General features: G+C 59.6%; 16 protein-coding genes. 6 read left to right on the top strand and 10 right to left on the bottom strand.

The genetic code is table 11. From position 1 onward, the window contains the following. Nucleotides 1–115: 115 nt before the first annotated feature. On the top strand, nucleotides 116–388 hold the full coding sequence (locus MUN86_RS26990) for a hypothetical protein (RefSeq protein ID WP_245127089.1): 273 nt from the start codon (nucleotides 116–118) through the stop codon (nucleotides 386–388). Here the strand turns inward: MUN86_RS26990 and MUN86_RS26985 are convergent. The 3 genes from MUN86_RS26985 to MUN86_RS26975 form a co-directional block, all read right to left on the bottom strand. Continuing rightward, nucleotides 350–1,210: a helix-turn-helix domain-containing protein gene (locus tag MUN86_RS26985; protein ID WP_245127088.1), complete on the bottom strand. Its 861-nt coding sequence runs from the start codon at nucleotides 1,208–1,210 to the stop codon at nucleotides 350–352. The two genes, MUN86_RS26990 and MUN86_RS26985, sit on opposite strands and share 39 nt — an antisense overlap. 265 nt (nucleotides 1,211–1,475) lie before the next feature. Next, complete coding sequence (locus tag MUN86_RS26980) at nucleotides 1,476–2,495, bottom strand: SDR family NAD(P)-dependent oxidoreductase (protein ID WP_245127087.1); 1,020 nt, start codon at nucleotides 2,493–2,495, stop codon at nucleotides 1,476–1,478. Nucleotides 2,496–3,395: 900 nt separating this feature from the next. Further along, on the bottom strand, nucleotides 3,396–3,665 hold the full coding sequence (locus MUN86_RS26975) for a hypothetical protein (protein ID WP_245127086.1): 270 nt from the start codon (nucleotides 3,663–3,665) through the stop codon (nucleotides 3,396–3,398). Nucleotides 3,666–3,840: 175 nt separating this feature from the next. Here MUN86_RS26975 and MUN86_RS26970 point away from each other — a divergent pair, with 175 nt between their 5' ends. Continuing rightward, the gene (locus MUN86_RS26970) at nucleotides 3,841–4,599 is read left to right on the top strand and encodes a DUF72 domain-containing protein (protein ID WP_245127085.1); all 759 of its coding nucleotides are present in this window, start codon (nucleotides 3,841–3,843) and stop codon (nucleotides 4,597–4,599) included. Nucleotides 4,600–5,342: 743 nt separating this feature from the next. Here the strand turns inward: MUN86_RS26970 and MUN86_RS26965 are convergent. The 7 genes from MUN86_RS26965 to MUN86_RS26935 all read right to left on the bottom strand — a co-directional run bounded on the left by MUN86_RS26965 (nucleotide 5,343) and on the right by MUN86_RS26935 (nucleotide 10,777). Further along, nucleotides 5,343–6,077, bottom strand: a complete 735-nt coding sequence (locus MUN86_RS26965) for a cupin domain-containing protein (RefSeq protein ID WP_245127084.1) — start codon at nucleotides 6,075–6,077, stop codon at nucleotides 5,343–5,345. A gap of 1,073 nt (nucleotides 6,078–7,150) precedes the next feature. Beyond that, nucleotides 7,151–7,363: a hypothetical protein gene (locus MUN86_RS26960; protein WP_245127083.1), complete on the bottom strand. Its 213-nt coding sequence runs from the start codon at nucleotides 7,361–7,363 to the stop codon at nucleotides 7,151–7,153. A 209-nt stretch (nucleotides 7,364–7,572) separates the two neighbouring features. After that, a complete protein-coding gene (locus MUN86_RS26955) occupies nucleotides 7,573–8,145 on the bottom strand; it encodes a Crp/Fnr family transcriptional regulator (RefSeq protein ID WP_245127082.1) in 573 nt (190 codons plus the stop codon). A gap of 20 nt (nucleotides 8,146–8,165) precedes the next feature. Beyond that, a complete protein-coding gene (locus MUN86_RS26950) occupies nucleotides 8,166–8,354 on the bottom strand; it encodes a hypothetical protein (RefSeq protein ID WP_245127081.1) in 189 nt (62 codons plus the stop codon). Between the two features lie 190 nt (nucleotides 8,355–8,544). Then, on the bottom strand, nucleotides 8,545–8,820 hold the full coding sequence (locus tag MUN86_RS26945; protein WP_311182504.1) for a hypothetical protein: 276 nt from the start codon (nucleotides 8,818–8,820) through the stop codon (nucleotides 8,545–8,547). 106 nt (nucleotides 8,821–8,926) lie between these two features. Beyond that, a complete protein-coding gene (locus MUN86_RS26940) occupies nucleotides 8,927–9,787 on the bottom strand; it encodes a putative sensor domain DACNV-containing protein (RefSeq protein ID WP_245127080.1) in 861 nt (286 codons plus the stop codon). 210 nt (nucleotides 9,788–9,997) lie between these two features. Continuing rightward, a complete protein-coding gene (locus MUN86_RS26935; protein WP_245127079.1) occupies nucleotides 9,998–10,777 on the bottom strand; it encodes an SDR family oxidoreductase in 780 nt (259 codons plus the stop codon). 991 nt (nucleotides 10,778–11,768) lie between these two features. Here MUN86_RS26935 and MUN86_RS26930 point away from each other — a divergent pair. The 4 genes from MUN86_RS26930 (at nucleotide 11,769) to MUN86_RS26915 (ending at nucleotide 17,256) form a co-directional block, all read left to right on the top strand. Then, complete coding sequence (locus MUN86_RS26930; RefSeq protein ID WP_245127078.1) at nucleotides 11,769–12,347, top strand: Crp/Fnr family transcriptional regulator; 579 nt, start codon at nucleotides 11,769–11,771, stop codon at nucleotides 12,345–12,347. Between the two features lie 568 nt (nucleotides 12,348–12,915). After that, entirely contained in the window at nucleotides 12,916–13,332 is a 417-nt protein-coding gene (locus MUN86_RS26925; RefSeq protein WP_245127077.1) for a YitT family protein, read from the top strand. Next, nucleotides 13,329–16,010, top strand: coding sequence for a tail fiber domain-containing protein (locus MUN86_RS26920; RefSeq protein WP_245127076.1), 2,682 nt, complete (start codon nucleotides 13,329–13,331; stop codon nucleotides 16,008–16,010). The genes MUN86_RS26925 and MUN86_RS26920 overlap by 4 nt, the downstream gene beginning before the upstream one ends. A gap of 61 nt (nucleotides 16,011–16,071) precedes the next feature. After that, nucleotides 16,072–17,256 carry a T9SS type A sorting domain-containing protein gene (locus tag MUN86_RS26915; protein ID WP_245127075.1) on the top strand — a complete coding sequence of 395 codons (1,185 nt, stop codon included), beginning with the start codon at nucleotides 16,072–16,074 and terminating at the stop codon, nucleotides 17,254–17,256. The last annotated feature ends 177 nt before the right edge of the window (nucleotides 17,257–17,433 follow it).

Here is a 17,433-nt window from a genome sequence, read left to right as displayed (position 1 = left end):
TACTTATTCCCCCAGTCCACGCGTACCAAGCCGCCTTTTCGGTCTTTGCTGGCAACTGAACCGTCTCCCGGGGCTCCGTTTTCGTTCGCGGGTCTGCGGCCATTGCACCCAATACGTGCTTGGAAGCAAGGAAATTGGCCTGGTGGTGCTTGCACCCGCGCTGGATTTGAGCGGCGGTGTTCTGGGTATCGCCGTGGTAGGCAAGGTTCTTTTCGCATTTGCCTATCTCCACCGCCGATACTTGCCCCACGTGCACTACGGCCTTACAGTGCGGCCGGCAGCCATCGGTGGACCGGTAGTAGGCTGCGCGCTCCCGGAACTGGTTTTTACAGGCGAAGAAAAACCGGATTCAGCCGTGATTCCGCCCTGCTTCGCGCTCGCTAGCTGAGTTGCGGCCGGCCGGTGGGGCGGGCAAGCGCGTGGGAGAATAGCCGAACTGTTTTTTGAAGGCGTGCGAAAAGTGCGAGAGGTTTTCAAAGCCCGATTCGTAGCACACGTCGGTGGGTTTCTTCCGCTGCTCGGCCAGTTGGTAATGCGCTAATTCCAGCCGTTTGTGCGTGAGCCACCGCTGCGGGGTCGTGTCGAAAACTTTTTTGAAGTCCCGTTTGAATGTGGTCAGGCTGCGGCCCGTGAGCTGGCCGAAGGTTTCCGCTGGCAGGTTGAACATGTAGTTCTTTTCCATAAAGCGGATGAGGTCCACTTTATGCGGGTCATCGAAATTGGCCAGCAGGCCGTCCAAGTCCGGCTCGATCAGGCGCAGGATGCTGATGGCCTCCGTCAGCTTCAAGGTGGCTAATTCCGGCAAAAAAGGACCTTCCAAAGCAAAGTAGGGCACCAGGGAAGCCAGGCAACTCTCCAGGAGCGGATGCCGGCGAAAGCTACGGATTTTGGGCACGGGCGCACTCACCGCTTTCACCGGGTGGCCGCTGTAAAAAGCGCGGAGGATGTCCGTGGTCAGCGACATAACCACGGTTTTGTGGGGCAACCCGTCTTGGGGGTAATTGAGGATGGTGGCCGGCTGATTGCGGGGAATCAGAAAGATATCGCCGGTTTGAAAGTCGTGCACCCCATCGGCCTGCACAATCCGGGTTCGCCCGGAAATGAACCAGATCAGCAGGTGGTGGTCGAAGACCACGTCCGATTTAAAGAAATGGTCTTCGTAACAGGACAGCTTGATTTCCGGCGTCAGGTAGGTGGATACGTGTTCCATGGCTCATTTCATCGGGTTCGGGGTTCGGTTGCTGACGGGTCCCGCTTGCGAATGAATGCCCGGGCAGGCGGCTGCGAGCCTGGTTAAGTCCAGCACTCTGCCAACCCGTTCCGCTCACGCGGGGTGTTTGTAACCAAGATAAACTTCGGTTAATGTAAACACGCTATTACTTGCTCAACGTCAATCAGCATATTGGCACCCGTGATACAGGTTGCCTCTTCGCGGAAAATAAGAAAGAGGGGGTAGCAGTAGGCGGAGCTAAACTTCAGTTGGCCGCGAAGGCGATACCGGTCAGTTGCTCACTCAGGGTCCACAACCGCTGGGCACTACTCTCATCCAACGAATAGGGCTGTACGCCCCGGGCCGTGGACGGATCATCGGGGCGGTGCTCGATTTGCCCTTCGTCCAATTCGGCCACGTCGCCATCTTCGCAATATACCCCGCCCAGGGAGTCGAGCAGCGGGCTGGTCGCGCACCACACCGTCGTTGCCGCTCCTTGGGCAATGGTCTTCAGCTTGGCCGCCACCTCGGGCAGGATAGTGCCCTGCGCATCACAAAAACCCATCTGCTGGAATAACTCGAGGGGGGCTTCACGCCCAAGCTCGGTGCCGTTGATGGAGCCGGGGTGCACCGCATACGCGCGGACGTGGGCGGCTTGGGCGCGCTGGTTTAACGCCACGGTGAACAGATTGCTGGCCGTCTTGGATTGCCCGTAGCCCTCGAGCGTGTGGTATTCCCGGTGCTGGAAATTAGGGTCCTCGAAGTTGAAGGGCGCCATCTGGTGCCCAAACGACGATACGTTGATGACCCGGGCACCCTGGGCCTGTTTGAGGGCTGGCCACAGGCGCGCTACCAGCTGGAACTGCCCCAGGTAATTCGTCGCTAGCTGCGACTCGATGCCCCGGGGGTCGCGCCGCAAGGGCACCCACATGATGCCAGCGTTGTTGATCAGCAAATGCAGGGGCCGGCCCGAGGCCAGAAACCGTTCGGCAAACGCATCAATGGATGCGGGGTCCACCAAATTCATCGTTTCCAGCTCCACGTTGGCGATGCCGTGCAGATTGCGCTTCGCTTTTGCCGTGTCGCGGGCCGGCACAATGACCGTAGCACCGGCCGCGGCTAGCACCCGGGTGGTTTCCAGCCCGATGCCCGCATTGCCGCCGGTTACAATGGCAATTCTGCCGGTCAGGTCGACGCCGTGGATGACGTCGGTGGCGGTGGAAGCGGCGTTAAAGCCCGAGCCCAAGGGCTGCTGCCGGGCTCCTTGAAAATTAACTTGTCTCATGGCGAAGGAGAAGTAGTGGTTTGCGTTGAGACAAAGGTCGAGGGCGTGGCACCGGTGGACTTTGTTTAAAAGACCTATTTTGTTTGTTTAAAGGACCAGTTCGAACAGGCGCGCAGAGAAGAATAACCCGGGCTGCCCGCGCTCGCGCTTTCCTGCTGCCACCTGAGCCTGCCCAGCGAATACGTCTTTCCGACCAGTTTCTACCCGCCACAGTCCCGGTTGAGATGAACCTAATGGCAGCCTAGCAGCCACCTAGCAAGCCGGTGGCGCGCCGAGTTGGAGATTTTCGTCTATTTATTTAACAGCCCTCAACTCACTATAGAGCCCCAGAACCTGCTGCGTAACCCAGCTACCTGGTAAGTGGTACTGACCGAAATTCCGTGGTGGTTTTCTGTTCCTACTCTAGTGGGACCCCTATAAGTCGGGGTCACCCGGCAACGACGGGGCTCTGCGAAGCCATGGTTTTATCTTCGGCAGAGAGTACCAGTTCAATGGCTCGTAGCCCGTATTAGTTTTTGTATAAGGTAAATATCAATGCCGTGTGAACTATGAAAGCGAGAAGGCTACCCATACAGTTTTGGGTCGAGTTGGAAAGGCTTTTAACAGCAGAATGACGGGAATGGAGGAGTAGAAAACGTTTATTCGGTTCGAACTAGCTCACGGGCTGTTGCAGAGTCAGACCAGCGGACCAGTCGGAAACGGGCTGACCATAATGGGAGGCGAAATCGTAATCGGAAGGAGCGTTTCTCTTCGCTAAATGCAGTAGAGAGATAGGGAGCAAATTGCTACAGAAGTTCCGCGATAGCCACGATCCTTTTAAAGTGCCAAAAACAACTCCATATAGTGTGATAAGAGCCCCTTATCACAACTATACGTACTTGAGGTGGGCATTTTGTCCCTTCAGCGCCCGTTAAGCAGCTCGCCCTTGTGTTGTCTCCCCGCGCAATTGGGTAGCTTGTGGGATGGGGCGGGGTACTGCTCGGCGCTGCCCGGGGCTGGGCCAGGGAGGGGAGGCGCAGGGCAATGGCCTGGCTGACCAGGGCGGCCAGCAGGTCGAGCACCCGTTGCGTGGCGGCGGGGAGGGCGACGCGGGCGGCGGTCGATGAGGCAGCGCGTGCCTAGGGGGCGCTGGTCGGGCAGGCGCAGCAGCGACCCGGCGTAGAAGCGCAACTCGTTGCCTTCGGCGGCGTGCCGGGCCTTCGAGCAGCATGCCCCTGCCTGGCCTATAAAGAGAGCTACTCTGACAAGCAGCTGATCCGTTGGGACCCCGTGAAGAGGCGCAGGGGGTAAAACACCGAGGCAGCGTGGCACGTACTACCCCGAACCTCCCGTATACCTCCTTCCCATGCCTGCCCTCCTTGGCACCCTGCGCACTGGCACCAGCGGCATCGTCGTGCCCGGCCCGAAGGCCACCTTTCCCGAGGCCTACCAGGCTACCAGCCGCCTCACCTACTATGCCACCCTGTTTAACTCGGTGGAGATTAACAGCACCTTCTACCGCATCCCCCAGCCCAAAACGTTTGCGGCCTGGGCCGCGGAAACCGGCCCGGCGTTTGACTTTACCCTCAAGCTGTGGCGCGATATTACGCACACCACCGCGCTGGCCGAGGACCTCTCCGGCGTGGTCCGCTTTATGGATGCTGCCCGGGAGTTGGGCCCCAAAAAGGGCTGCCTGCTCCTGCAGTTCCCGCCCAGTAACACCCTTCGCCAGCTACACGCGGTCCGGGCCCTCTTGCAGGCGCTGGCCGCGGCAGACCCCGCCCACGAGTGGCGCAAAGCGGTGGAATTTCGCCACCCCAGCTGGTATGCCGAGGATACGTTTGAACTGCTGGACCAGCACGGCGCCAGCCTCGTGCTGCACGACAAAGGCCCCGCCCGAAACGCCCAACTCAACGAGGGGGCAGACTTTGTGTATCTGCGCTTCCACGGCCCGCAGGGCAACTACCGCGAGTCCTACGAGCGCGACTTTCTGCACGACCAGGCCGAGCAGATCCACGACTACCTCCACGAGGGGAAAGACGTATATGCCTACTTCAACAATACCATGGGCGCCGCGTTTGACAATGCCCAAGACCTGCAGCGGCTAGTCGCGGAGCGGGCGTGAGCCGGACGAGTCGCGTCCGGGGGCAGGGGGGCGCTGGATTCCAGGGCCAGGGCGTGGTAAACCATGGCGCGGGCCTGTTTGGGTAAACCCTCGTGGCTGTTGCAGAACTCTCGGCTGTCTGTTTGACCGGTTGTCTCACCACCTCCTGAGAGTCTTAACTACCTGCTTAACGCCTATTTTACAGCTTGTACCAGCTTGGATATACCGTTATCATGGTATAGTTAGGATTCTGCAACAGCCACGTTGCTTCTCGGACACGTCCCGGAATCCGTGCGCGCTTCGGTCGACCGTGCCGTCCCCACCGGCGTAGAATTTTGGCGGGGGCTAGGCTCCCTTTTAGGCGTTTACGAACCTCATCCCCTCGGCACGTTTCGTAGACTAGGGGGATGAGGTTCGTAAACGCGTACCGTGCTACAGCGGCCTGTTGGCACCTAGCGCAGGTCAACTGCCAAGCGTTCCCCGAAAGCAGGGTTCACCATAAGGGCCGGGCGGTGAGTAGTTGTAATGCGCCCGCGGCCCTCGCGATACAGCCTCTATCTTCCTTTGATTGCTTCTTTCGCCATGATGCCCTTTGCTTTCCCTCTCTTATTGGATGAACGTCCCCGCTCCCCGCAGTGCCGCAAGCGGGCAAATCACTTGGCCTTGAGGCGCTTTACGCTCACCACCCTCGGGGGCTTAGCCGTCATAGGGTAACGAATCGAGGCTTTTTCCATTCGTGCCGACGGCAGTCGTTGTGCGCCTGTTCAGTGTTTGGGCATTTCCCACGTGCCCAGAATTTCAATGTATTGCGCATTCTTTTGGCGCAAGGCAGCCATTTTCGCGGGAAACGACGGGCTGCCCGGCGGGCTGGTTTTGAAGAGTTCCACCCGGTCCTTTAGGTGGCGTTCGAAGCCGCTTGGGTGCAGGGTGAGCAGCAGCGTGACCGGCACCGTCCCGCGATTGGCTTGCCGGTGCGGCGTGCCCCGGGGAATCAACAGATAAGAACCGGCCGGCAGTGTGTACACAGTGTCCCTCACCTTCGCTGTCAGCGTGCCGGCCAGCACGTAAAACGACTCGTCCCAGGTGCCGTGTCGGTGCCACGGGGTTTGGTAGCCGGGCTGTTCGGTGATTTCCACCAGCGACCAGGCCCCGCGCGTGGCGGCGCTGTCGACCAAAAACCGCGCGTGGCCGAAATCGTACGCCAAGGCCGCCGGTTCGCCGGCCCGGTGGACCAGCGGGGCCTCCGGGCGCCCGACGCTCGTCCCGGGACGGGGCGTTTGCGCGCGGGCGAGGGAACTGCCGCCGAGCAGCAGCGCTCCCCAGAGCACGGTAACACCAGCTGAGGGGGAAATGCGCGAGCGTGTAGCATGGGGGCGGCTTAGACAAAGGTGGCGGCGGCAAAGACGGGAACCGGGCGTGAGTGGGTCCTTTTGGTACGCGAGAAAATACGGGTGGCTCGCTACTATATAGCGTAGTTCATGTAGGGGTTCTTTTAGCAACAGGGCGGATTTACACGCTGAGTCCTCGGACAGCACTTTATCCAACGGGAGAGTTCTAAAAGGCTTACGAAAAGGGCGACTCCAAGCAATCTAGCGGGTAAGACGTTCCTATCAAAATGAAATCCCTCTCTGATGGGTGACTGGCTGCCAAGTAGTTGCTTCACAAAATGAAAACGATGCGGTAATGATTTGCCGGGTGAATCCGCCCTGTTGCTAAATGAGTCGCTAGAACGCCACTACCTGCTCGCTACAGGTTGCTTCCAGCGCAGGGCCGTTTAAAAGCAACCTTCCTTCGTTGTGGAAGGCCCGTTTAGGGTAGCTGCGGCATCGCTCAATAGAGAGGCGCAACTGATTAAACTAGTCCCACAATGGCCGTGCGTCCGCTCCTCGATTAGTCGCTTATTGGAAAGCTCCATTTTATTTTGCTGGCATCAGAGAAGGAGGTGGGCTATTAGAAAGTTGTCAAGTGAGTAAAGAGGAACTTGCCGAGAGCGGATAGTCGGCGTGGGAGCATACTTTATAAGGGCGCCCTGTAAAGCACGCTCCAACGCCATAAAGTCTTGATAAGGGCCCCTTATCGAGGGGAATTGATACATAGGGATTCGCAGTTGAAACAGTAATTGCACGCCAACCGGCAGTAGGAACGGTACGACAGCGCCGCAATTTCTTTTTGGTGCCAACTCATTCTAGGGCCAGACAAAGGAAGGGCCAAGCGCAAAAGTGGACAGAAGAACTGCTGTTGACGTGTCGCACAAAATCCGAGGGATATCCGTTGGTGGACAGGCCGCGACGGGCCAGGGCTCGTGCAGGACTAAGACTAAATCAGTTGGAATAATGATAAGAGGGACCAGGGCCAGGCATCAGACGCGCAGGAGAGGAAGAACGGAGTAAGCTCCTTATCGGCGGCTAGCCGCCGATAAGGAGCTTACAGTTCAGGGAAGCGCGCAGCCTTCCCTTTTTTTACCCAACTGGCGGCAGGGTCATTAGCAGCCGCCAGTCAGCTAAAGCGGCTCGCCGAATGGGGGCAGCTTCCGCGGTATAGATTGGGTTTTCGATCCAGCGGCGGAATACCGCTAGGTTGCGGTATTCGACCAGCGCAAGCTCGTCCCAACGCTCCCCGCGCGGGCCACCAAGGCCGCCAGCGCGGGGCCTTGAAAGAAGACTTTGGCTTCCTGGGGCGAATTATGGGCCAGGAAAGCCTGGATATAGTCCTGGTACGCTTCCCGTCCCGAGCGCGGCGCCTTGGTTGAGTGGGGGCCGTAATCGGCCTGTTCCCGATATCGCAACAGGTTCAGCATCAAGACGGGTTGGTCGGCGGCCAGCTCGCGCGTGGCGGCCAACAAAACTTCAAAGTTGACTTCCAGGGCTGGTCAGCCCCCGGGCCGGTTAGGACCGGGGAGGGGTTGGCGGACGTCATACAAGAGGGCTTAGAGTTCTTTACAAAGCACGTCCTCAACCCGGCCAGTTCACCTTAAACTAATTTAAGAACGGCGGGTTAAGCTTTCTTTTTGCGCAGCATACTTAAGAACTCGGGGGTGACGCCCAGGTAGGCGGCAATGTGCTTCTGCGCCACCCGTTGGTGCAGCCGCGGGGACTGCCGATGAAAACGCGCAAAGCGCGCCTGGGCCGTCAGCTTCAGGTGCGCTTCGAGGCGGCGCTGTAAGAGCTGAAAGCCGTTTTGGCTGAGGATGCGGAAGAAGCGCTCGAACTTAGGGACCTGCTGGCAAAGCTGTTCCAGGTGGTCGAGGCTCAGGTGCAACAAGTCGGTGGCTTCCAGGGCCTGTAGGGCGAGGGTGGCCGGCGTACGGTGGAAGAAGGCCGCGCTGTCCGTGCACCACCAGCCTTCGGTCGCGAAAGCTAGAATGTGTTCTTTGTCGAAGGCATCCGTCGCATAGGTGCGCACGCAGCCGCGCACCACAAACGTGAGGTAGAGCGCTCGCTGGCCGGCCCCCAGCAGCTGGCCGTCGCGGGCTATGTGCTGCGGCACGAGTAAACCGGTAAAGAGGGTGGCCTCCTCGGCGGTAAGGTGGATGTGGCGCGCGACATTCGCCAGAATACTGTCATGCATGGCCGAAAGAACCACTTTGCTTAGCTTGGATTGCGTACGTCGGCTCGGAAGCCGGTCACCTCCCATTCCTTCGCCGCCCGCCCCGTTACCTCAACATGGGTTCTGCCAATAGCCACTTGGGGCCCATTGGCTTTCCGTAGCTTGGCCGTTTCGTCGCCACTACCCCTGTTGCCGCCGGTTAGGAAAACTTTCGCCTTTTCAATGTCCATGGTATTCGCAAATTAGGGCGTGAATAGCAACAAGTGAGCTTACCTAGAGCGGTGGCCCGTGGCTTTGCGGGTAACAAAGATCGGAGAACCGGCCACCCCCTTGCTTGCGCTCCTCAAACAGAAACTTACTTCCATCAAACCGCTTGTTACTTGGTGAACAAGCCGGAACAGCCCGCCGTCGGGGAAGTAATTAGTAGGTGAGTTGGTCCCAGACGATGACCTGCCCGGCCTGCTCGTGCACAAACTGCACCCCGCCGTCCTGCGAGACGACAATGGCCAAACACTCGGGCGCGGCCAGACAGAGGCGGTAGGCGGCGCGGTGGCGGGTGCCGCCATGGTCGACGGCCAGGGGCTGGCGCTGGCGGGCCTCCAGGTCGAGCGCGCGGTAGACCCGCTCCAGCGGCACTTGCGTGGCTTGAATTTCGACCCCAAAGCCAACCAGCGCCAGCTGTTGGGTGAGCACCAAGGCCCATCGACGGCGGCGAGCCCGGCCAGGTAGTCGGCCAAGTGCTCGATTTCCGCCGTCAAGGCCAGCAGTTCGGCGTCATGGGCTTGCTGGTAGTGGGCCCAGCTCACGTCGCCCAACGCCGCCAAGCGGCGCAACACCGCCTGCGCCAAGGCCGGGAAGCGCGGGCCCGCCGCGCCGGGCAGCACCCGGTATTTGGGGCGGAGCACGCCGCCGGGGCCAGCAGGGCGGCGACCCGGTCCGTAGGCAGCAACACGATCAGCGCGCCGTGGCCGCTGGTGCGAATACGGGTCAGCGCCCGCCGCTGCATCTGCAAGGTCAGGCGCACGAGCAGGTCCAACTGCTCGGGTGTCAGGTCAGTGCCGGGCAAGGCTTCGCCAGCTAATTGCCGATTCTCGACAAAGCGCCCCTCGGCCCAGGCTTGGGGAAACGACACGAAGCCGTGGCCCTCGATGCGGCCCCGCTGCAGGGTGAGCACGCGCTGGGCGCCATGATAGAAAACGAGGCTGCCCGGCCCACTGACCTGCACCAGCAGCGCGCGCGGCGGTTGCGCCGTACTCAGGCGCGGTTGGTCGACGAGTTGGTCCCACTGGTGCTCACTGAAGAGCATTCCCCACAGGTGTAAGTCTCCCTCCGGGGTAGGGGCTACGACCAGCAGGCTGCTGGCCTGCTGCACGGCCGGGCTGAGCCGGCGCAACTCCTGCTCGGAGTAGGTGCGGGGCTCGGCAAAGCGCAGCAGGTGAAAATCGGTGAGCGTCCCGGCCTGAGCTTCCAGCTCGGCCTGGGTGGCCAGCACGAGGTGGCAGACGACGGGGCGGCCCTCTTCGGCCAGCAGACTCGCCTGGTAGAGCGTGGAGAGAAAGGCGGTGAGTACCGCCGGAGCCGGCAGCGGCGGGGCAGCCAGGGGCCAGTGCTGGTGCAGGGCCAGCGCCAGATCGGCCGGGTAATAGTGCTGGGCGTGAGGCATGAGGAACGCGGGGTAAGGCGAAGCGGGCAACGCTACCTTCTGGCCGGCTAGTGTGTGAGGCGGAACATAAGCAACTGCATAATAGTAAGAATGGACCTACTCCGCGGTGGCGGACCAGGCGACCACTAGCAAAATCTAGTATCAACCGGTTCGCTCGCGCTACGAACGAACCGTTTGATACTAGATTTTAGCAGGGATACCGTACGCAATTCAAGCCGGCAACGGGACTCCCTTACAAGTTAATGGCCCCCCATCCGCTAACACTTCCGACCCGAGCATAAAAGAAGAATCCTCGGAAGCGAGAAACACCGCGACGCGGCCGATCTCGCTCGGCGTTCCCATACGTTTAAGCGCCGCCACCGCCGCCAGATCTATTTTTTGTTGCGTTGCTTCTTCCTCTGACAACCCAAATTTATCATACACCGGGGTATCGATAATGCCCGGACTGACCACGTTAACCCGAATATTCCGCGCCAGTAAGTCCTGCGAAAACGAGCGGGCAAACGACACGATGGCGGCTTTCGCGGCGGTATAGAGCGTCAGCCCCGCAAACGCCTTATGCGCCCCCATGGAAGCCACCAGCACGATGGAGGCCTCATCCTGCAGATACGGCAGGGCTTTTTGGACGGTAAAAAAGAAGCTTTTCAGGTTGAGATCGATCGCCTGTTGAAATTCCTCCTCCGTCGTGCTGATGACGGAACTGACCGTGCCCTTGGCCGTTGCGCCTCCCGCATTGACGACCAGCGTATCAAGCTTGCCAAACGTGTCGACCACGGTCTGGAACACGCGCTCCAAGTCCGCGAGCTGCGTCACGTCGGCGCGGAGGGCCAAGAAATCATCGCCCAATTCGTGGGCCGAAGCAGCCAGCGTTTCCGGGTTGCGACCCACGATAGCGCCCTTAGCGCCTTCGCGCTTAAATTCCTGGGCAATGCCGAAGCCAATGCCACTGTTGCCGCCCGTGATAACGGCAACTTTGTCCTGTAGTTTCATAGGATGGAAAGGGAAAAAGAAGTGGAAAAATGGGACGTACGAAGCCAGCCGGCTCGTCCCGTAACCGGTAGGCCAGTCGCGTTAAAGTGAACCGCGCGGGGTTTCAGAGAAAGGGGTAGTCGCCAAAGGCGGCGGATAAAAGGCTGCTGTAAACCAGAGGGATGGCTCGCCGGGTGCCCCCTTCCCCAACTTCGCACGGTGCTTGGCTGGGAATGCTAAGAAGCGGCCGCTTTCCCCTTACGGGTGCCTTTGCCAAGTTGCTTTGGTGCTTACCCAGCGGTGTTTGACGCCGTGCGGTAGGCTACCCCCTTTTGACTTACCGGCCGGTTAAGCGTGGGGAAGGTGAACTTGAGCGCGGTGCGGTAGGCGTGCTTCGGCCGCTGGCCACTGGCAAAGAAACTAATTCAGCGCCGAGCGCGGCCTTGACTAGCGCGCAAGCAACGAATAGCTTCATCATGAGGTAGCCTGTGGCCTTCCTTGAGTTGCTTAAGACAAGCGGCCTACTGCTGAGGACATCTTAGATCTCTAGTAGCCAATCCCTGCAAGACCAGGCGTACTTCTCATTGAACGCAGGATCAGTTTGGGTCCTGATGCCGCTTGTACTACGCGCCAGGTGGACTGCTGCACGGTTTGCCATTTTACTAAAGAATTAGGGTACTTCGGGTGCCGTTTGCCTTGGCAATAGTAGCGTTGTGGGGAAACGAAAACGGAGACATTTGTCCCCGTTTTCCTCGCTTCCGCTCCCTGGCGAGCCGATCGGCTAGGCTGTTGCCGAGGTGCGTGCTTCTGGTAGCCGCAGCGAGCAAGCCGGAACCCTGCCTCGGGCAGGCTTACTGCTTAATGCGCAAAAACAACGGCCCCCTAAACACCGGCCTAAATGTTGAGGTATACCAAGCCGGATTGAGACGACTGATTTACCTAACTTTCTACCCGCCCCCGCAACGCGGCTGTTTAGCGGCTTGGTCCATATCGTTCACCTACGTGCATCGCCATGGTTGAAACGTTTCGAAAGTATGTAACCGCGAGAGGCTCCTTTACCGAGGCCGAACTCGAGCAGATAGAAGCTGTTGCGATGGTCAAGAACCTAAAGCGCCGGCAATTTTTACTGCGGGAAGGCGAGGTCTGCCGCCACATGGCCTTTGTCGTGAGCGGTTCCATGCGGCTCTACCGCACCGATGAGTATGCGGTAGAACACATTATCCGCTTTGCCACGGAGAACTGGTGGATTAGCGACCACGAAAGTTTTCACAACGGGCAACCAGCAAAAGGGGCAGTTGATGCGCTGGAAGACAGCCAGTTGTTGCTGTGGTCGCGAGAAAACTGGGACCTGCTCAAAAAAGAAATCCCCGCCTTCAACGCCCTGCAAACCCAGTTGATAAGCCGCACGTTTGATGCGCAGGTTGACCGACTCTACGCGGCCATCAGCCGCAGTCCGGAAGAGCGGTACCACGCGTTTGTAAAAGCCTTTCCCGGCTTTTATCAACGCGTACCCTTACATATGATTGCTTCCTATTTAGGGGTATCCCGCAAAACCTTGGGCCGTATCCGCAAGCAGGCTAGCTCCGGTTAACTACCTCGTTTGCGGACTGTTTTGTCCTTGAATGAACTGTTCCGGACGACTCAGGACCACACACTGCCCCACTATTGGAGGGTTATTTTAGACGGTACAGCTATTGTATCGTCTAAAATAACCCTCCAATAATCGAACGGTCAAGACACTGTATGCCATCTGGAAAGGTTGATCGTTGCCTGATCCGATCGCCTCTAATCCAGCACCAGAAATGACGCTGAGCGTAGCGAGTCAACAAGATCTTTATCTGCGTCCACTGTCAATTTACCCATCAGCCCAAAAGGGAAACCGTAGTTATTTCGGTGCTATCAAGTTAACTATATATAAAAATCATATATTATGTATGCAGTTGTCCCTTAGAGGGATATTGTTCGGTTTGGCGCCACTCGCCGAAAGGGCTAGGAGAATAGATAAGCGCCTAATACCTCTATAAGACCAGCAAAAAACAGGGTGTTTGACCTTCGGTGTCAGTTCCAACGACTGACTATTATGGGCTTGAAATAGCCAGCGACTGACCCGCGGCACCTACCCGGGATCTTAATGGAATGGCACCTAGCTTGTGCTGGTTATGATGTGGTGGGCTCTCCTTATTCTAGCGCGCATCCGGGCGAAGAATTTCGCCCGGTCAGGGAGTGCTACCCCTATGGGGAAAGCAGAGGCCCCGGCACCGACAATTACTTCTCACCTTCGGCCGCCCGCAGTTCGTCAGTGGCGGCAAGGCCAGTTATCAGTGGCAGGCATGTTTTCGGCCGCTTTGGGCTTGAAAGGATTCCGGCTCCCCAAGGGCTTGATCGGCGGCGAAATAACGGGGCTCTCGTGGGTGAGTAGTTCGGTAAGCGGAGCGTTTTGGTCGCTGCTGGTGATCCAGGTACCCTTTCTCGTCTTAGGCTATTCCTCTCTCGGCCAAAAGTTCGCGCTAAGAACGCTGGAAACCCTTTGGGCCCTGGCAGGCGGCATCTCTTCCTTCCCTTATCCCCTTGCATGATGGTAAACTTTTCCCCCTCATGGGGCCTGCTGCTGCTGCTGGCCTTCCCCCTTGCTGCCCAAGCTCAGAACGGCGTCGGCATTGGCACCACCGCCCCTGATGCCTCGGCGGCCCTCGATATCGTCTCGTCAGCCAAGGGGGCATTGCTGCCGCGCCTGACCGCAGCCCAGCGCACGGCCATCACCCGCCCGGCCACGGGCCTGCTCGTGTTTCAAACCGATGGGCCGGCCGGCTTCTACTTCAACCGGGGCACCCCCGCGGCCCCGGACTGGCAGCCAATGGGTGCCGGCGGCGGCGACAACCTGGGCAACCATACCGCCACCCAAGCGCTGCAATTGCAAGGTAATGCCTTAACGGGCACGGGAGCCAGCGTCGGCACGGCCGTGGGCCTGGGCGTACGCGCCGATGGTGGCTTGAACCTGGGCCAGAATACCGTTGGCAACAACCTCTACCTCGGTTTCCAGGCCGGGCAAGCCAACACGACGGGTAGTGGTAACGTGTTCAGTGGTTTTCAAAGCGGCGAAAACAACACGACGGGCTACAACAATGTGTTCAGTGGCTATCAAAGTGGCCGCAGCAATACCACGGGCAACTTCAATGTGTTCAGCGGGGCTTACAGTGGCTATAACACCACGACGGGCAGCTTCAACGTGTTTAGCGGCAACAGCAGCGGCATCAGCAACACGACGGGTACCGGCAACGTGTTCAGCGGCGACCGGGCCGGGCAGGCCAACACCACGGGCAGTGACAACGTGTTCACTGGTTTTCAAAGCGGCTTCAACAATACCACGGGCAACTTCAACGTGTTTAGTGGCTATCAAAGCGGCCGCAGTAATACCACAGGCCGCGATAACGTGTTTAGCGGCAATCAAAGCGGCTTCAATAACACGACGGGCAGCAACAACGTGTTCAGCGGTACCAGCAGCGGCAGAAGCAACACCACGGGTACGGATAACGTGTTCAACGGTACCAACAGCGGTCTGAGCAATACGACGGGCCGCGACAACGTATTTAGCGGCGCCAACAGCGGCCGTAGCAACACCACCGGCACCGGCAACGTGTTTAGTGGCACTAACAGTGGCTTCAATACCACCACCGGCACGGGCAACGTATTTAGCGGCGACCGGGCCGGGGAAGCCAACACCACGGGCAACTTCAACGTGTTCAGCGGCTATCTCAGTGGCTACAGCAACACGACCGGTAGCAACAACGTGTTTAGTGGCACCAGCAGTGGCCGCAGCAATACCACCGGCACGGATAACGTGTTCAGCGGCTCCGGCAGTGGGGCCAGCAACACGACGGGCTATAACAATGTGTTCAGTGGCGCTAACAGCGGCCGCAGTAATACCACCGGCAACTTCAATGTGTTCAATGGTACGAACAGTGGTATTGCTAACACGACGGGCACCGGCAACCTGTTCAGTGGCACCGATAGCGGCCTCAGCAATACCGAGGGCAGCTTTAACGTGTTCAACGGGTATGGAAGCGGCCTCAATAACCGCACGGGTAGCCACAACGTGTTCAGCGGCACCTATAGTGGCGTCGATAATATCACCGGTAGTGACAACGTGTTCACTGGCTTTCAAAGCGGCTATCGGAACAATACGGGCAGCGGCAACGTGTTTAGTGGCACCAACAGCGGCTACAACAATACGACGGGCATCTACAACACATTCAGCGGTGGTTTAAGCGGCCGCAGCAATACCGAGGGCAGCTTCAACGTGTTCAACGGGTATGAAAGTGGCCTCAACAATAGCACGGGCAGCAATAACGTGTTCAGCGGTTATCTAAGCGGCCTCAGCAACACGATCGGCTTCGGCAGCGTATTCAGCGGCACCAACAGCGGCCGCAGCAACACGAGCGGTAACTTGAACGTGTTCAGCGGCTATCAAAGCGGCTTCGACAACACGACGGGCAGCGAGAACCTGTTCAGCGGCAGTTTCAGCGGCTTCGTCAACCGCACGGGCAGCAACAACGTGTTCAGCGGCGCCAACAGCGGCCGCAGCAACACGACGGGCAGTGGCAATGTGTTCAACGGCACCGACAGCGGCCGCAGCAATACCACGGGCAGCAACAACACCGCCCTGGGCCAAGGCGCCGGCCCCACTTCCGGTGCGCTGACCAACGCCACGGCTCTGGGCTACCAAGCCCGGGTGAGCCAAAGCAATTCCCTCGTGCTCGGTGGCACCGGGGCTTCTGCCGTGCGCGTTGGCATCGGGACGGAAGCGCCGGGCTACCTGCTCGATGTAGCGGGCGATATCCGGGTGAACGCGACCGTCTACACCTCCGATGCCCGCTTCAAGCAGCAGGTGCGTCCACTGGCCGGCGCGCTGGCCGCGGTGCTGCAGCTACGCGGCGTGCGCTACACCTGGAACACCCTGGGCGTGGCCCACGGCGGTACGGTCGGCACCGAGCAGGTGGGTCTGCTGGCGCAGGAGGTGGAAAAAATCTACCCTGAGCTAGTGAGCACCGACAAAGAAGGCTACAAAGCGATCAACTATGCCCAGCTGACGCCCGTGCTCATCGAGGCCCTCAAAGAACTAGCAGCCCAAAATGCCGCGCTGCAAGCGCGCACCGCCACGGCCGAAGCCAAAGCAGCCCAGGCCACGGCCACCACTGCCGCCTTCGAGACGCGGCTACGGGCCCTGGAAGCCGGCAGTGGGCAAGCCCAGCGCTAACCGCCCTGGTGCTATCGCTGCTTTAGCCCTCTTTCCTCTGCCTGCTTCCCCCTGCCTAGTTATGAAACTTTTCCTTCCCCTGATCCTCGCGCTGCCCGCCCTCCCCGGCTTCTCCCAAACCCTGACCAACCAGGGGGCCATCCTCACGGTCGAAGCCGGTGCCACGCTCTACGTGGCCGGGGGCGTGCTCAACCAGGCCGGTAGCACCCTGACCAACGCCGGCACGCTGCACCTCGAGGGCGACCTGACTAACGCGGGTACCTTCACCTCGCCGGGCCTGCTGCTGTTCGCGGGTACCCGCACCCAAGTCTTCCGCCCCGGCACGGCCGCCGTATCGGCTATCACCCTCCGCAACACGGGCGCGGCGGGCGCCAACCGCTTGCTGGTCACTCAGGACCTAGTGATCACCTCCTTGCTTACCCTGACCCGGGGTCTGGTGCGCACGCAGGGGATGGAGACGGGTGCCCCGCTGGCCACGCTAAGCCTGCCTGACGGGGGACGGATCGTGGGCGAAGGTCCCGGCCAGTACGTGCAGGGCCGCCTGGCTTTGACGCGCGCAAGCGTGAGTGCCGCTACGGGTCCGGTCGACTTCAGCAATGGGCTGGTGCTTGATTCAAACGAGCAGAACCTAGGACCCGTCACGGTCACGCGCACGGCGGGCCTGCACGCCGCAGGGATAAGCTACGGCACCACTGTGGGCGGCACCCGGGGTATCGACCGGCTCTGGCAGGTGGCGGCTCGCCAGCCGCTCAGTGCTCCCGTTTCGGCCACCGTGAGTTGGATCAGCGACGACGATAATGGCCTCGACTTCACGACATCCGCCCAGCTCTGGCAGGCCGACCAAGCCAGCGGCCCCTGGACCCGGCAGGGCGCCCCGGCCACCAGCAGCGCCCGCCGCTTCACAGCCATCGTGACGCAACTCGGGGTGCTAACGATCAGCAACTCGAGCACCTCGCGGCCCCTGACGCCAGAGAGCCGCTCCGTCGGCTTTACCGCGCAGCTCTACCCTAATCCAGTGCGCGGCAGCGAAGTGCCGACCCTGCTGGTGTACATTGCCGACGCCGGCCCCCTCAGCTGGCAGCTGACTGATGCGCTGGGGCGTACACTGAGGAGCCAGACCGCCCCCTTGCTTCCTGGGACCAATGTATTGCCTCTCGGCCCCGCCAACGGCTTACCACCCGGCGTCTACCTAGTACGAATACAACAAGGGACCCATCACCAGGTAATCCAGCTGATACGAGAATAATAGTCAGTTCCCCATATCAGGGGTTCACCACCAAAACCTAGAGAAACCGCTCGGTCAAAGCTTCTACAAACTGGGCTTGGTTGAGGGTAGGTTTCGGTGCTTATTGCTTCTTATCGACCAAGGCGAAAGACAAGCCAGCATAGCCCTAGCATTCCCCTCGATAAGGGGCCCTTATCA

This window comes from Hymenobacter volaticus (genome assembly GCF_022921055.1).
In the GTDB taxonomy this organism is placed as follows: domain Bacteria; phylum Bacteroidota; class Bacteroidia; order Cytophagales; family Hymenobacteraceae; genus Hymenobacter; species Hymenobacter volaticus.
Note: the sequence above shows the minus strand (reverse complement) of the source record. Positions and strands in the feature narration are given on the sequence as shown.

Coding starts and splice junctions, on each gene's coding strand:
- MUN86_RS26915 (WP_245127075.1), top strand. CDS start 16,072: ATGAAACTTTTCCTTCCCCTGATCCTCGCGCTGCCCGCCCTCCCCGGC.
- MUN86_RS26920 (WP_245127076.1), top strand. CDS start 13,329: ATGATGGTAAACTTTTCCCCCTCATGGGGCCTGCTGCTGCTGCTGGCC.
- MUN86_RS26930 (WP_245127078.1), top strand. CDS start 11,769: ATGGTTGAAACGTTTCGAAAGTATGTAACCGCGAGAGGCTCCTTTACC.
- MUN86_RS26970 (WP_245127085.1), top strand. CDS start 3,841: ATGCCTGCCCTCCTTGGCACCCTGCGCACTGGCACCAGCGGCATCGTC.
- MUN86_RS26950 (WP_245127081.1), bottom strand. CDS start 8,354: ATGGACATTGAAAAGGCGAAAGTTTTCCTAACCGGCGGCAACAGGGGT.
- MUN86_RS26940 (WP_245127080.1), bottom strand. CDS start 9,787: ATGCCTCACGCCCAGCACTATTACCCGGCCGATCTGGCGCTGGCCCTG.
- MUN86_RS26935 (WP_245127079.1), bottom strand. CDS start 10,777: ATGAAACTACAGGACAAAGTTGCCGTTATCACGGGCGGCAACAGTGGC.
- MUN86_RS26925 (WP_245127077.1), top strand. CDS start 12,916: ATGATGTGGTGGGCTCTCCTTATTCTAGCGCGCATCCGGGCGAAGAAT.
- MUN86_RS26985 (WP_245127088.1), bottom strand. CDS start 1,210: ATGGAACACGTATCCACCTACCTGACGCCGGAAATCAAGCTGTCCTGT.
- MUN86_RS26980 (WP_245127087.1), bottom strand. CDS start 2,495: ATGAGACAAGTTAATTTTCAAGGAGCCCGGCAGCAGCCCTTGGGCTCG.
- MUN86_RS26955 (WP_245127082.1), bottom strand. CDS start 8,145: ATGCATGACAGTATTCTGGCGAATGTCGCGCGCCACATCCACCTTACC.